The sequence below is a fragment of the Pectobacterium artocarpous genome (assembly GCF_046159765.1).
GTDB lineage: Bacteria > Pseudomonadota > Gammaproteobacteria > Enterobacterales > Enterobacteriaceae > Pectobacterium.
The window spans coordinates 86,865-101,011 of record NZ_JBJXVK010000002.1 but is presented as its reverse complement, the minus strand read 5'-3'; the positions used below and the strand labels follow the sequence as shown (position 1 = coordinate 101,011).

11 protein-coding genes are annotated in these 14,147 nt (G+C 52.4%); 2 read left to right on the top strand and 9 right to left on the bottom strand.

Translation table 11 applies throughout. The features are described from left to right. Positions 1-28: 28 nt before the first annotated feature. Positions 29-643, top strand: a complete 615-nt coding sequence (locus ACKQAD_RS01510) for a LysE family translocator (RefSeq protein WP_409158517.1) — start codon at positions 29-31, stop codon at positions 641-643. A gap of 87 nt (positions 644-730) precedes the next feature. Here ACKQAD_RS01510 and carB read toward each other — a convergent pair whose 3' ends face one another. From carB to ribF, 8 genes are all read right to left on the bottom strand, one after another. Next, positions 731-3,955 carry a carbamoyl-phosphate synthase large subunit gene (gene carB, locus ACKQAD_RS01505; RefSeq protein WP_409158516.1) on the bottom strand — a complete coding sequence of 1,075 codons (3,225 nt, stop codon included), beginning with the start codon at positions 3,953-3,955 and terminating at the stop codon, positions 731-733. A 14-nt stretch (positions 3,956-3,969) separates the two neighbouring features. Beyond that, complete coding sequence (gene carA, locus ACKQAD_RS01500; RefSeq protein ID WP_409158515.1) at positions 3,970-5,118, bottom strand: glutamine-hydrolyzing carbamoyl-phosphate synthase small subunit; 1,149 nt, start codon at positions 5,116-5,118, stop codon at positions 3,970-3,972. Positions 5,119-5,562: 444 nt separating this feature from the next. Next, a complete protein-coding gene (gene dapB, locus ACKQAD_RS01495; protein WP_409158514.1) occupies positions 5,563-6,384 on the bottom strand; it encodes a 4-hydroxy-tetrahydrodipicolinate reductase in 822 nt (273 codons plus the stop codon). 338 nt (positions 6,385-6,722) lie between these two features. Continuing rightward, positions 6,723-7,673 (bottom strand): 4-hydroxy-3-methylbut-2-enyl diphosphate reductase, encoded by a 951-nt coding sequence (ispH, locus tag ACKQAD_RS01490; protein ID WP_409158512.1) that lies wholly within the window; start codon positions 7,671-7,673, stop codon positions 6,723-6,725. Beyond that, positions 7,654-8,127, bottom strand: coding sequence for an FKBP-type peptidyl-prolyl cis-trans isomerase (gene fkpB / locus ACKQAD_RS01485; protein ID WP_409158511.1), 474 nt, complete (start codon positions 8,125-8,127; stop codon positions 7,654-7,656). The genes ispH and fkpB overlap by 20 nt, the downstream gene beginning before the upstream one ends. After that, positions 8,127-8,642 carry a signal peptidase II gene (gene lspA / locus ACKQAD_RS01480; RefSeq protein WP_155116488.1) on the bottom strand — a complete coding sequence of 172 codons (516 nt, stop codon included), beginning with the start codon at positions 8,640-8,642 and terminating at the stop codon, positions 8,127-8,129. The genes fkpB and lspA overlap by 1 nt, the downstream gene beginning before the upstream one ends. Beyond that, positions 8,639-11,452 (bottom strand): isoleucine--tRNA ligase, encoded by a 2,814-nt coding sequence (gene ileS, locus ACKQAD_RS01475; RefSeq protein ID WP_409158510.1) that lies wholly within the window; start codon positions 11,450-11,452, stop codon positions 8,639-8,641. The genes lspA and ileS overlap by 4 nt, the downstream gene beginning before the upstream one ends. Before the next feature lie 31 nt (positions 11,453-11,483). Then, the gene (gene ribF, locus ACKQAD_RS01470) at positions 11,484-12,425 is read right to left on the bottom strand and encodes a bifunctional riboflavin kinase/FAD synthetase (protein ID WP_409158509.1); all 942 of its coding nucleotides are present in this window, start codon (positions 12,423-12,425) and stop codon (positions 11,484-11,486) included. A gap of 425 nt (positions 12,426-12,850) precedes the next feature. Between ribF and rpsT the strand changes: the two genes are divergently transcribed. Continuing rightward, on the top strand, positions 12,851-13,114 hold the full coding sequence (gene rpsT, locus ACKQAD_RS01465) for a 30S ribosomal protein S20 (protein ID WP_264496635.1): 264 nt from the start codon (positions 12,851-12,853) through the stop codon (positions 13,112-13,114). A 109-nt stretch (positions 13,115-13,223) separates the two neighbouring features. Here rpsT and nhaR read toward each other — a convergent pair whose 3' ends face one another. Then, the gene (gene nhaR, locus ACKQAD_RS01460) at positions 13,224-14,129 is read right to left on the bottom strand and encodes a transcriptional activator NhaR (protein ID WP_409158508.1); all 906 of its coding nucleotides are present in this window, start codon (positions 14,127-14,129) and stop codon (positions 13,224-13,226) included. Positions 14,130-14,147: the final 18 nt, after the last annotated feature.

Sequence of the window (14,147 nt, the reverse complement as noted above, 5' to 3'; positions counted from 1 at the left end):
CTTACTATTTTCACTGTCTGGAATGACCATGTTAGAAACATCGCTGTTTGTCGCCACTATCGCCACGCTGGGGATGCTCTCCCCCGGCCCTGACTTTTTTCTCGTCATCAAGAACGCCACACGCTACACGCGCGCTGCCGCGCTGATGACCGCGTTTGGCGTCATCTGCGGCGTGGCAACGCACATGGCATACTGCGTCGCTGGTTTAGCCGTCGTCATCACCACCACGCCGTGGCTGTTTAATGTACTGAAATATGCGGGTGCCGCCTATCTGATCTGGATCGGTATTCAGGCATTATTATCGCGTGGCGGCAGCAAGATGGACGTTTCACATCATGGGCAACAAAACGTCAGCCTGAAAAAAGCGTTCCTGCAAGGTTATCTCTGCAACCTGCTTAACCCGAAAGCCACACTGTTCTTTCTGGCGATGTTTACACAGGTGCTGAATATTCACTCTGGCATCGGTGAAAAGCTGTGGTATGCCATGATCATCTGGCTGCTCTCTGTCGTCTGGTGGCCGCTGCTGGTGCTGCTTTTCCAAAGCGAACCGGTACGACGCGGGCTGGCTAACGCGCAGAAACTGGTGGATAAACTGCTGGGCACGGTGTTGATCGCGTTGGGTATCAAAGTCGCGCTGGGTTAAAACCCGAAATGTGAACCATGAAAAAAGCCAGCGCTGTTGCCAACGCTGGCTTTTACCATCAGCTTACTGCCAACCGAAGTCAGTCAATCAGCCTTTAATCATCGCATGCATTTCCTGTACGGAAGTGACCTTATCGGTCGGATCTGCCGTCAATGACATCGCGGTCGCGAAACCACCGTTCAGCGTGGTGTCGTAGTGCACCTTGTATTGCAGCGCGCTACGGCGAATCAGCTTGGAGTCTTCAATCGCCTGACGCCCTGCGGTGGTGTTGACGATGTAGGTGTACTCACCGTTCTTGATGCGGTCCTGAATGTGTGGACGACCTTCATGAACCTTGTTCACCAGACGTGGATTAATGCCCGCTTCACCCAATTCAATCGCCGTGCCGTGCGTCGCATCCAGCTCAAAACCGTGCTTCAACAGCTTGGCCGCCAGATCCACCACACGCGCTTTATCGCCTTCACGTACCGACAGCAGCGCGCGTCCGGTCTTCTTCATGTGCGAGTTGCTGCCCAGCATCGCTTTAGCAAACGCTTCGGCAAACGTGCGGCCAACGCCCATCACTTCACCGGTCGAACGCATTTCTGGCCCCAAAATCGGGTCAACGCCAGGGAATTTGTTGAACGGCAGCACCACTTCTTTCACCGAGTAGTACGGTGGGATAATCTCTTTCGTGACACCCTGCTCAGCCAGCGTTTTGCCTGCCATCACACGTGCCGCGACTTTCGCCAACGGAACGCCAGTGGCTTTCGAGACAAACGGTACGGTACGTGCCGCACGCGGGTTGACTTCAATCAGATAAACTTCATTATCCTTCACCGCAAACTGCACGTTCATCAGGCCGCGAACGCAGAGTTCAAACGCCAGTTTTTCAACCTGCTGACGCATCACATCCTGTATCTCTTTGCTCAGCGTGTAGGCTGGCAGTGAACAAGCCGAGTCACCGGAGTGAACCCCTGCCTGCTCGATGTGCTCCATGATGCCGCCAATCAGTACACGTTCACCGTCACAGACCGCATCGACATCGACTTCGATGGCATCGTCAAGGAAGCGGTCTAACAGCACAGGCGCATCGTTGGACACGCTAACGGCCGTCTGGAAGTAACGACGCAGGTCAATTTCGTCATACACGATTTCCATCGCGCGGCCGCCCAGAACATAAGAAGGACGCACAACCAGCGGATAGCCGATGACACGCGCTTTTTCTACCGCCTGCTCAATCGTCGCTACCGTGGCGTTAGCAGGCTGCTTTAGCCCCAGACGATTAACAGCCTGCTGGAAACGCTCACGGTCTTCTGCACGGTCAATCGCGTCCGGGCTCGTACCGATAACCGGCACACCCGCCGCTTCCAGCGCACGCGCCAGTTTCAGCGGCGTCTGACCGCCGTATTGTACGATGACGCCTTTTGGCTTCTCGATACGAACGATTTCCAGCACGTCTTCAAAGGTTACTGGCTCAAAGTACAAGCGATCGGAGGTGTCATAATCGGTTGAAACAGTTTCCGGGTTACAGTTGACCATGATGGTTTCATAGCCATCTTCACGCAGCGCCAGAGAGGCATGAACGCAGCAGTAGTCAAATTCGATCCCTTGGCCAATACGGTTTGGCCCGCCGCCCAGTACGATGATTTTGTCACGATCCTGACTCGGATTCGCTTCACACTCTTCTTCATACGTGGAGTACATATAAGCGGTATCGGTCGCGAATTCTGCCGCACAGGTATCGACACGCTTGTACACCGGGTGCAGGTCGAACTTATCGCGCAGTTTGCGAATTTCGCTTTCCGCCACGCCAGCCAGTTTCGCCAGACGCGCATCGGCAAAGCCCTTACGCTTCAGCGTACGCAGGAACTCGGCATCCAGCGCGGTAGCACCTTTTTCTGCAACCTGCTCTTCCAGACGCACCAGCTCTTCAATCTGCACCAGGAACCAGCGGTCAATGTTGGTCAGATTAAAGACACCATCGATAGACATCCCCGCACGGAAGGCATCGGCGATGTACCAGATACGCTCGGCACCCGCATCTTTCAGTTCGCGGCGGATTTTGGTCAGTGCTTCTGGGTCGTCCAGATCCACTTTCGGATCGAAGCCGGTTGCCCCCACTTCCAGACCACGCAACGCTTTCTGCAAGGATTCCTGCTGTGTGCGGCCAATCGCCATCACTTCCCCCACCGATTTCATCTGCGTGGTCAGACGGTCGTTAGCACCGGCAAATTTTTCGAAGTTGAAACGTGGAATCTTGGTGACAACGTAGTCGATAGCCGGTTCGAAGGAGGCTGGCGTACGGCCACCGGTGATGTCGTTCATCAGTTCATCGAGCGTGTAGCCTACCGCCAGCTTGGCTGCGATTTTCGCAATCGGGAAGCCCGTCGCTTTAGAAGCCAGTGCGGAAGAACGCGATACGCGCGGGTTCATTTCAATCACGATCAGACGACCCGTTTTTGGGTTCACTGAAAACTGAACGTTAGAACCGCCCGTTTCTACGCCGATTTCACGTAATACCGCCATCGAGGCGTTACGCATGATTTGATATTCTTTATCAGTCAGCGTTTGCGCAGGTGCAACGGTAATAGAGTCTCCGGTGTGGATCCCCATTGCATCGAAGTTTTCAATTGAGCAGACGATGATGCAGTTGTCGTTCTTATCACGCACCACTTCCATCTCATACTCTTTCCAACCGATCAGCGATTCATCGATCAGCAGCTCTTTGGTTGGAGAAAGATCCAGTCCGCGTTCGCAGATCTCTTCAAACTCTTCACGGTTATACGCGATACCGCCACCGGTGCCGCCCATCGTGAAGGAAGGACGGATGATGCACGGGAAGCCGACTTCAGCCGCTACGGCCAGCGCTTCTTCCATATTGTGTGCAATACCGGAACGCGCGGTATCCAGACCAATTTTCTTCATCGCCACATCGAAACGACGACGATCTTCTGCTTTATCAATCGCATCCGCTGTTGCACCAATCATGGTGACGCCGAATTCGGCTAGTACGCCCTGACGTTCCAACTCCAGCGCACAGTTCAGCGCAGTTTGGCCCCCCATCGTTGGCAGCACCGCGTCTGGACGCTCTTTTTCAATAATTTTACGCACCACTTCCCAGTGAATCGGCTCAATATAGGTCGCATCGGCCATTTCCGGGTCGGTCATGATGGTTGCCGGGTTGGAGTTCACCAGAATAACGCGGTAACCCTCTTCACGTAGCGCTTTACAGGCTTGTGCACCAGAGTAGTCAAACTCACACGCCTGGCCGATAACAATCGGGCCTGCGCCCAGAATCAGGATGCTTTTAATATCTGTACGTTTTGGCATTGTCTCGCTCCTGATTATTTAGCTGAAGAACGGTAAGTCTGAATCAAGTCAATAAAGTGGTCGAACAGCGGCGCGGCATCGTGCGGACCTGGGCTTGCTTCTGGGTGCCCCTGGAAGCTGAACGCTGGCTTATCCGTGCGGTGAATCCCCTGAACCGTATGGTCAAACAGGGATTTATGCGTGACACGCAGCGTGTCAGGCAGATTATCTTCATCAACCGCAAAGCCGTGGTTCTGCGCGGTGATCATCACGCAGTTGTTATCCAGATCTTTTACCGGGTGGTTGCCGCCGTGGTGGCCGAGCTTCATTTTGATGGTCTTCGCACCGCTCGCCAGCGCCAGCAGTTGGTGACCCAGGCAGATGCCGAATACCGGAATATCGGTTTCCAGGAAAGTTTTGATTGCGCGAATCGCGTAGTCGCACGGTTCCGGATCGCCCGGACCGTTAGAAAGGAAAATACCGTCTGGATTCAGCTTCAGCACATCTTCGGCCGGAGTCTGCGCCGGAACAACCGTCAGGCGGCAGCCGCGATCCACCAGCATACGCAAAATGTTGCGTTTCACACCATAGTCATAAGCCACAACGTGGTAAGGCAGCTCGCTTTCAGTTTTCGCCGCAGGCAGTTCACCTTCCAGCGTCCAGCTTCCCTGTAGCCAGCTGTAGCTTTCTGCCGTCGTCACTTCTTTTGCCAGATCCATTCCCTTCAACCCAGGAAAGGCTTTCGCTTTCTCCAGCGCGACAGAGGCATCCGGCGTATCACCCGCGATGATGCAGCCATTCTGTGCGCCTTTTTCACGCAGCAGACGGGTCAGTTTACGGGTATCAATGTCGGCAATGGCAACGATGTTATTGCGTTTGAGGTATTCAGACAGGCTTTCTTCACTACGGTAGTTGCTGGCAATCAGAGGTAAATCGCGAATAACCAGACCTTGAGCCTGTACAGAGGGGGATTCTTCATCGTTGGCATTGGCGCCGACATTACCGATATGGGGATAAGTGAGAGTGACAATCTGGCGGGAATAGGAAGGATCAGTAAGGATTTCTTGATAACCGGTCATCGACGTATTGAAGACCACTTCCCCCACTGCCGACCCTTCTGCCCCAATGGCCCGACCGTGGAATTGGGTTCCGTCTTCCAGAACCAATAGCGCTGACTTAATCAAAACACCCTCCAAGGAATAAACAATCACGTTATTTGCATATTAATTCAGATTCGAGCCACTAAATCAATGCAAAAACTACCTGTAAGGCCAATTTTTGGCAAATTGGGCGCATTTTAATGATGGTCTTCCTGATTGTCTACCCAAACCGCTTTTTTTCTCTTATTTTTATGCTTTCCGAAATAAATAGCCGCCCACTGGCGTAAAAACCCACATCAACTGAGACAAGTAAACGGTTGCGAGGCAACATCGTTAAAATAAGGATAACAAATCACCAGAAAAGGACATTTCAGGAGTAAAGGGGAAGTCTTTTCGCTAAAAAACCGAAAAAATACGGATAAAAACAATTAATGATAAAAAAATTAAACGTAACCTATAAAAATAAAGGTGATCATTAAAATAACCACCCTTATCAGTATCATATGATTATTTATAAATAACTAAAAACTATAAATCATCCAGAGAAAGTACATCTCTCATATCAAAAAGACCATTCTCCTTCGAACTAATCCATATAGCCGCTCTTACTGCACCATTGGCAAACGTCATACGGCTGGATGCCTTGTGGGTAATCTCAACACGCTCGCCAATATCAGCAAACATCGCCGTATGTTCACCGACAATGTCACCCGCCCGAACGGTTGCAAAACCAATGCTTTTCGGATCGCGTTCGCCGGTATGACCTTCACGCGCATACACCGCACAAGACTTCAGATCGCGTCCCAGCGCATCGGCAATCGCTTCGCCCATCGCCAGCGCGGTGCCAGACGGCGCATCCACTTTGTGGCGGTGGTGTGCTTCAATGATTTCGATATCAGTATAATCGCCCATAACCTTCGCCGCTTTTTCCAGCAGCTTCAGCATGACATTGACACCGACGCTGAAGTTCGCTGCAAACACAATCCCGATATCTTGTGCAGCCTGCTTAATCGCCGCCTTCCCTGCATCATCGAAGCCGGTTGTCCCAATAATCATGCCCTTACGGTGCTGACGGCAAAATGCCAGATGCGCTAATGTGCCTTCCGGACGGGTGAAGTCGATCAAGATATCGAAATCATTCTGCACGGCATCCAGGCTTTCATTCACGGTAATACCGCTTTTACCCAGTCCGGCAAGTTCACCTGCATCGTTACCTATCAGAGACGAACCAGAACGTTCCAGCGCCGCGCCCAATACCACGCCGTCCATTTGCTCGATGGCCTGAATCAGCTGGCGTCCCATACGGCCGCCCGCACCTACAACCGCAATACGGATGGATGAATCCTTCATAATGTCTCTCTCTTTTTGATCCTGACGACATAAAAATAACATCAGGTTAACGGGCACTGCGCACTATCGCCAGCGGATTTACCGCCAGATTAGAAAATACTGTTTGAAGCCGCAGAAAATCAGCAAAACTGTCTCATCACAGGCAGCAGAATCGCGTCTGGAAGCGATAAAAAACCGTGAGGCGTTTGAAGACATGCCGGGAAGGTCAAAAATAAACCACATGGCATAACGCATAAAAATTCATTTTTATGTATTAACATTTTCATGAGTGAATACAAGGGAGAGAAAACAGAGGGGAATAACAGCGATAGGGCCGAAGCCCTACCGCAGAAACAGCGTTAATCTACCTGTTTGACTTCAACACGCAGTTCTTTCGGCACTTCAAAGACGATGTTTTCTTCACGTCCCTGCATTTCAACGGCAACCTTGCCGCCTAATGCTTTCAGGCGCTGAATTACCTGTTGTACCAGGATATCCGGTGCGGATGCGCCTGCGGTTACCCCAACATGCGAAGCACCCTCTACCCATGACTCCTGGATATCTTCTGATGAATCAATCAGATAAGCCGCCTTTCCCGCTCTCTGTGCCAATTCAGCAAGACGGTTAGAGTTTGAGGAATTTTTAGAGCCTACAACAAACACGACATCCGCCTTATCCGACAAATGGCGAACGGCTTCCTGACGATTGGTCGTGGCATAACAGATATCATCTTTACGCGGACCAACAATCTGCGGGAAACGCTCACGCAACGCATCAATCACCGCATAGGTATCATCAACAGAAAGCGTGGTTTGCGTCATAAAGCACAGATTGCTTTCATCTTTTACCTGTAGCTGCCAGACATCCTCGGGGGATTCCACCAGATACATGCCACCATCCGCATTGCTGTACTGCCCCATCGTCCCTTCAACTTCAGGGTGTCCGGCATGCCCAATAAGAATCGCTTCTACGCCTTTTTTACTGGCTCTGGCCACTTCCATATGCACTTTGGTTACCAACGGACAGGTGGCATCGAATACCGTCAGGTCACGGCTTTTTGCTTCATTCCGTACCGCTTGCGAAACGCCATGTGCCGAGAAAATCAGAATCGCGCCGTCCGGCACGTCTTCAATCTGCTCAATAAAAATCGCGCCACGTTCGCGCAATCCGTTAACCACATAGCGGTTATGTACCACTTCATGACGGACGTAGATCGGTGTACCAAAAAGCTCCAGCGCGCGCTCCACAATGCTGATAGCACGATCGACACCGGCACAAAAGCCGCGTGGATTAGCCAGCAGGATCTGCATGTGCCACCTCCTGTTGTACGGGATCGATATCCAGCACTTCGAGATCGAAGGTAATCGCCTGGCCGGACAGAGGGTGATTGAAATCCACGGTGACCGATTCCTCTGTCACATCACGGATAATCCCCGGCATATCATTTCCAGCAACACCGCTGAACAGCATGATCGTGCCCACATCCGGCACACCAGTCTGAGCGAAATCACGACGCAGGAAGAACTGGATCAGATTCGGATTGGTCGGCCCAAAGGCCGACTCCGGCGGCAGCGTAAACTTGCGTTTATCGCCACGCTTCAATCCCAACAGATTTTGTTCCAGCGCGTCAGACAGGCTGCTATCGCCAAGGCGGAACAGCGCTGGTTTGCCGCGCTCACGCGTAGACTCGGCGGTGGAGCCATCCTCCAGCGTGAGAGTAAAATGCACCAGCAGCGCGCTGTTGTGCTGCACAGTCTCGGACATCAGTGACCCTTTTGCTTAACGGTATCAGTATCATCATGCGTACTGAAAAACCCTTCCAGTACGATGAGCGCCGCCCCAATACAGATGGCGGTATCGGCCAGGTTAAACGTGGCGAAGTGCCAGTCACCGACATAGAAATCGATGAAATCGACGACAAACCCATGCCATGTCCGATCAAACAGATTGCCCAATGCGCCGCCGATAATCAGCGAATACGCAATGTTATTCAGCCTATGCTTGACGCTGCCGCGATACATCATCACCAACAGCGCCACCACGATAGCAATCGCGATACCGGCAAAGAACCAGCGTTGCCAGCCGCCTTTATCCGCCAGGAAGCTGAACGCTGCGCCGTAGTTACGGGCGTAATGCAGATTCAGAGAAGGCATCACTGGCACCGTATCCCCCAGCGCAAAGTGAGCAAGGATCCACTGCTTGCTGCCAAGATCGATAACTAAAACCAGTATCGCTAGCCAGAGCCAGCGCAGTCCACTCGAACAGATTTTATTCATCAGACAAATTTACGCTCTTCGCCGTTACCACCCACGTTAGTCGCACAGCGACCACACACTTCAGGATGATCGGCGTTGCTACCGATATCCGTCTCGTAATGCCAGCAGCGTGGACACTTGTGCCCTTCTGCCTCACTTAAGGCAATTTTCAGTCCGGTGAGTTCCGTTGCCTGCGCGCTGTCCGGCGCATTTTCATAACGTTCCACCCGCGCTTTTGACGTCAACAGCGCAAAATGCAGTTCCTGACGCAGTTGGTTCAACTTGCCAGCCAGATTGGCATCGGCGTACAGCGTGACGGAGGCTTCCAGTGAGCCACCGATGCGCTTGTCATTACGCGCTTGCTCGATGACTTTGTTCACTTCGCTACGCACTTTCAGGACATCCGCCCAGAACGCATCGTTCATGGTTTCTGCGCTATCCAGCGAGAACAAACCGTCATACCACTCTTCGGTAAAGACGTACTGTGCACGCTCGCCCGGCAGGTAGTTCCAGATCTCATCCGCGGTGAAGGACATAATCGGTGCCATCCAGCGAACCAGCGCTTCAGAGATGTGGTACAGCGCGGTCTGGCAGCTACGACGCGCAACGCTATCGCCTTTTGCCGTGTACTGACGATCTTTAATGATATCCAGATAGAATGAACCCATTTCGATCGAGCAGAACTGCATCAGGCGTTGTACGACGCGGTGGAAATCATAGCTTTCATACGCTTCGAGGATCTCTTCCTGTGCTGCTTTCGCACAACCTACCGCCCAGCGATCCAGCACAACCATATCTTCTGGTTTCACCATATGTTGCTGTGGATCGAACCCATTCAGGTTCGCCAGCAGGAAACGTGCAGTGTTACGGATACGGCGATAGGCGTCGGCAGAACGCTTCAGGATCTCATCAGATACGGCGATTTCACCAGAGTAATCCGTTGAACCGATCCACAGACGCAGAATGTCAGCACCCAGCTTATTCATCACGTCCTGCGGACTCACGGTATTCCCGATCGACTTGGACATTTTGCGGCCCTGACCATCAACGGTGAAACCGTGAGTCAGCACCTGACGATAAGGCGCTTTGCCTTTGATCGCCGTAGAGATCATCAGGGAAGACATGAACCAGCCACGATGCTGATCAGACCCTTCCAGATACATATCCGCCGTGTGGCCACCGAACTCAGGGCGAACATCCACAACAGATGCGTGCGTCGATCCAGAATCGAACCATACGTCCAGCGTGTCCGGCACTTTGACGTAGTTGTCAGCGTCTGCGCCCAGTACATCGGCCGGATCGAGATCCCACCATGCCTGAATGCCGTCGACTTCAACACGTTTCGCCACGGCTTCAATCAGTTCAGCGGTGCGCGGATGCAGCTCTTCCGTCTCTTTATGAACGAACAGCGACATTGGCACGCCCCAGGTACGCTGACGGGAAATACACCAGTCAGGACGGTTGGCGACCATCGCTTCGATACGCGCCTGACCCCAATCCGGGATCCACTGCACGCCTTTGATTTCAGACAGTGATTGCTTACGCAGACCTTTCTGATCCATGCTGACAAACCACTGCGGCGTAGCACGGAAAATGATCGGCGACTTATGGCGCCAGCAGCACGGATAGCTGTGCTGTAATTTCTCTACGTGCAGCAACATGCCTTTTTCACGCAGGATTTCAACGATCACATCGTTGGCTTTGAAAACGAATTTGCCGTCCAGTTCAGGATACGTGCCGCTCAGGTAACAGCCGTTCGGCCCAACCGGGTTAGCGATTTCCAGATTGTATTTCTGGCTGATCACATAGTCGTCAGGACCGTGACCACCGGCGGTATGCACCGCACCCGTACCGGCATCCAGCGTCACGTGCTCGCCCAGAATGGCTGGTACGTCGAAGTTCAGGAACGGGTGTTTGAAACGCAGCAGTTCAAGATCCGCGCCTTTACAGTCGCCCAGAACCTGCCACTGGCTAATGCCAGCGCGCTTCATCACGCTTTCAACCAGATCGGCCGCCAGAATCAGCGCCTGACCGTCAATCTGCACCAGTTGATAATCGAATTCCGCATTCAGTGAGATCGCACGGTTTGCCGGCAGCGTCCACGGCGTCGTTGTCCAGATCACCAGCGAGACAGGGCCGTCTACGCGCTTCACACCAAATTTGGCTAATACCGCCGCCACGTCGCTGGCGTTAAACGCCACATCAATGGATGGGGACGTTTTGTCGTAGTATTCGACTTCTGCTTCCGCCAGCGCGGAACCGCAATCCGCACACCAGTGAACCGGCTTCGCGCCCTTGTGCAGGTGACCATTTTCAATGATACGACCCAGCGCACGAATGATGTTCGCTTCGGTGTTGAAATCCATCGTCAGGTAAGGACGATCCCAGTCGCCCAGCACACCGAGACGAATAAAGTCGGCTTTCTGACCGGCAACCTGCTCTGCCGCATATTTGCGGCACTCTGCACGGAATTCGGCAGCGCTGACTTTCTCGCCCGGCTTACCGACCAGCTGTTCTACTTTCAGCTCAATCGGCAGACCGTGGCAGTCCCAGCCCGGCACATAAGGAGAGTCGTAGCCAGACAGGCTTTTCGATTTGACGATAATATCTTTCAGAATTTTGTTAACTGAGTGACCAATATGAATACTGCCATTCGCGTACGGAGGGCCATCGTGCAGAATGAAAGTCTTCTTTCCCTTCTTCGCATTGCGAATAATCCCGTACAGATCCTGCTCATACCAACGTTTCAGCATGTCAGGTTCGCGCTTGGCCAGATCGCCACGCATCGGGAACCCTGTTTCCGGCAAGTTCAGGGTAGTCTTATAGTCACTCATTAGATTCTCGATTTCGTTTCGGCTAGAAAAATTAAACCGGTGTCTTTAACCCGAAGAACATCCGGGCTGTCACCACATCATCGGCGATTTGCTGTTTTAACGCATCGAGCGAAGCAAAACGCTGTTCATTACGGATTTTTTTACGCAGTACGACTTCAATATGACGACCATAGAGGTTCATCGTCACGTCCAGCAAATGCACTTCAAGCTGCTGGCGTTGGTCACCGTTTACGGTCGGACGCGTGCCTATATTGGCAACGCCCGGAAGCGGTTCGGGCCCCAGCCCATAAACGCTGACGGCATACACGCCGCTGACAGGGGAAACCTGACGTTTCAGCGGTAAATTGGCAGTGGGAAACCCAATGGTTCGCCCCAGCGCTTTACCATGTTCCACGCGTCCGGAAATGGAGTAAGGGTGACCCAGCAGGCTTTCTGCCCGTTCGAGCTCATCACGACTCAGCGCTTCCCGCACCGCCGTGCTGCTAACCCGTTTGCCGCCATTACAGAACGAGTCGGTGCTGATAACATCAAATCCCGACTCACGTCCAGCCTTCTGTAATAACAGGAAATCTCCCTGACGACCAGCCCCGAAGCGGAAGTCATCCCCCACAACCAGAAACTTCACGCCCAATTTCTTCACCAGCAGAGAAGAAACAAACGTCCCGGCATCATTGGCGGCAAAATGCGCGTCGAATCTGACGCACAGCAGATAGTCCACGCCAGCCTGCGCCAGATATTTCACCTTGTCACGCAAACGCGTCAGACGGGCGGGCGCTTTTTCCGCCGCGAAGAGTTCCAGCGGCTGTGGTTCAAAAATCATCACCATCACCGGCAGCCCACGAGCGCGCCCTTCCTGCTTCAGCCGTTCAAGCAGCATTTGGTGTCCGAGGTGCACGCCGTCAAAATTACCAATAGTGAGCACGCAGCCGTAATGGTGTGCCCGAAGATTGTGTATACCGCGAATTAGCTGCATGGCTGGCCCAGAACAAAGGGTTAATATTATGGAAATCGGCGGATTATACCTTGTACAGCGAGTAAGGTTAACCCGCGATTCGCGCCTTTTGCAGCTCCCCTGTGAAACGTGCCGGTATTTGCACGTTTTTTAGCGGAATCCTCGATGAATGACGCCCAGGCGCAGAATATCCAGATAGCCGATGCCCTGCACAATCCGACTTTACCGATGGTAGACAGGGTTTTATCACATTCAGGATGAATTTCTGCTGCGAAAGGCTGTATTCCACCGCGTGAAGCTGCTAAAATCCTGCGCCATCACAACGTAACAAGTGTCGACGTACAAACGACGCTTATTTGCACAAATCCATTGACAAACGAAGGCTAAACGAGCATATTCCACGGCCTTTGAATTGTCCTCGATTGAATATATTTGGGAGTTGGACCTTGGCTAATATCAAATCAGCTAAGAAACGCGCCGTACAATCTGAGAAGCGCCGTAAGCATAACGCAAGCCGTCGCTCTATGATGCGTACTTTCATCAAGAAAGTATACGCGGCGATCGCGACTGGCGATAAAGAAGCGGCACAGAAAGCGTTTAATGACATGCAACCGATCGTGGATCGCCAGGCTAGTAAAGGCCTGATCCACAAGAACAAAGCTGCACGTCATAAATCCAATCTGGTTGCGCGCATCAACGCCATGCAATAATCACGCATCTGCGTGTCGTTGCTAAGAAAAACCGGCTCAGGCCGGTTTTTTTATGTCTGCAATTTAGCCGTCAGTGCTCAACCAGACCCGCTACAGGCCCGCCTTTTTCTCACAGACCCGTTGTTTTCTCACAGAAAAGTGCGGAGAAATCCGCGTTACAAACGCGCTGCACCGCCGGATGCTGGATCATTCGGGCCGCAAAGATCGCATAATACTCGTCCTGAATGTTCTCGATCCTGCCGATCTCGACGACATCACCCTGCGGGTAGATTTCATTGGCATACAGTGATGGCGCAACAAAAATGGCGTCATTATTAATGCCGAATGCAGTCATGAGCGCCGCATCATCAAATTCCCCCAAAATGTTCACCTGAATATTCTGCGCAGTAAACCAGTTCAGCAGCTTGCGTCCCAGCATGGTTCGCCGTCCTGGAATCAGCAACTTACGTTGCTCAAGGCAGGCAGGAAAAGCGTATTCAGGCTGAGGACGTTTACAGTAAAAGCTCACGGCACACTCGCCCAGTTTGATTGAAAATAGCCCTTCCTGCTGCGTTGAATCCACCGGACAATCCGACAGAATCATATCCAGCTTATGCTGGCTCAACTGCTCTAGCAGCATTTCGTGCGTCGACTCAAAGCAGCGCAAATGAATATGTTCCTGTTCCGTCACGACCGTTTCCAGCACTCTGCTCACCAGCCGTTTGGACAACGCATCTGCCACGCCAACATCGAATAACAGGTTCGATTCTTTGCGATAGTTCACAATATCCAGCATTTCCTGGCTAAGTTGGAACATGCCATCCGCATAGCGAAAAACCAGTTGCCCCAGTTCCGTCGGTTCCAGTCCCCGCCCTTTGCGCTTGAAGAGCTTGCCCTGCAAACGCTCTTCCAGGCATTTAATCTGCCCGGTAATGGTCTGCGGCGTTAAGAACAGCGTCTCTGCCGCACCGGCAACGGAGCCCGACTTATAAACCTGCCAGAAGTAATAGAGATGGTTAAAATTCAAATGAGACACACCTACACCTCCATTATT

Bases quoted from the DNA above. Each gene is read 5' to 3' on its own strand.
- ACKQAD_RS01510 (WP_409158517.1), top strand. From the start codon at position 29: ATGTTAGAAACATCGCTGTTTGTCGCCACTATCGCCACGCTGGGGATG.
- carB (WP_409158516.1), bottom strand. From the start codon at position 3,955: ATGCCAAAACGTACAGATATTAAAAGCATCCTGATTCTGGGCGCAGGC.
- dapB (WP_409158514.1), bottom strand. From the start codon at position 6,384: ATGAAGGATTCATCCATCCGTATTGCGGTTGTAGGTGCGGGCGGCCGT.
- ispH (WP_409158512.1), bottom strand. From the start codon at position 7,673: ATGCAGATCCTGCTGGCTAATCCACGCGGCTTTTGTGCCGGTGTCGAT.
- fkpB (WP_409158511.1), bottom strand. From the start codon at position 8,127: ATGTCCGAGACTGTGCAGCACAACAGCGCGCTGCTGGTGCATTTTACT.
- ileS (WP_409158510.1), bottom strand. From the start codon at position 11,452: ATGAGTGACTATAAGACTACCCTGAACTTGCCGGAAACAGGGTTCCCG.
- ribF (WP_409158509.1), bottom strand. From the start codon at position 12,425: ATGCAGCTAATTCGCGGTATACACAATCTTCGGGCACACCATTACGGC.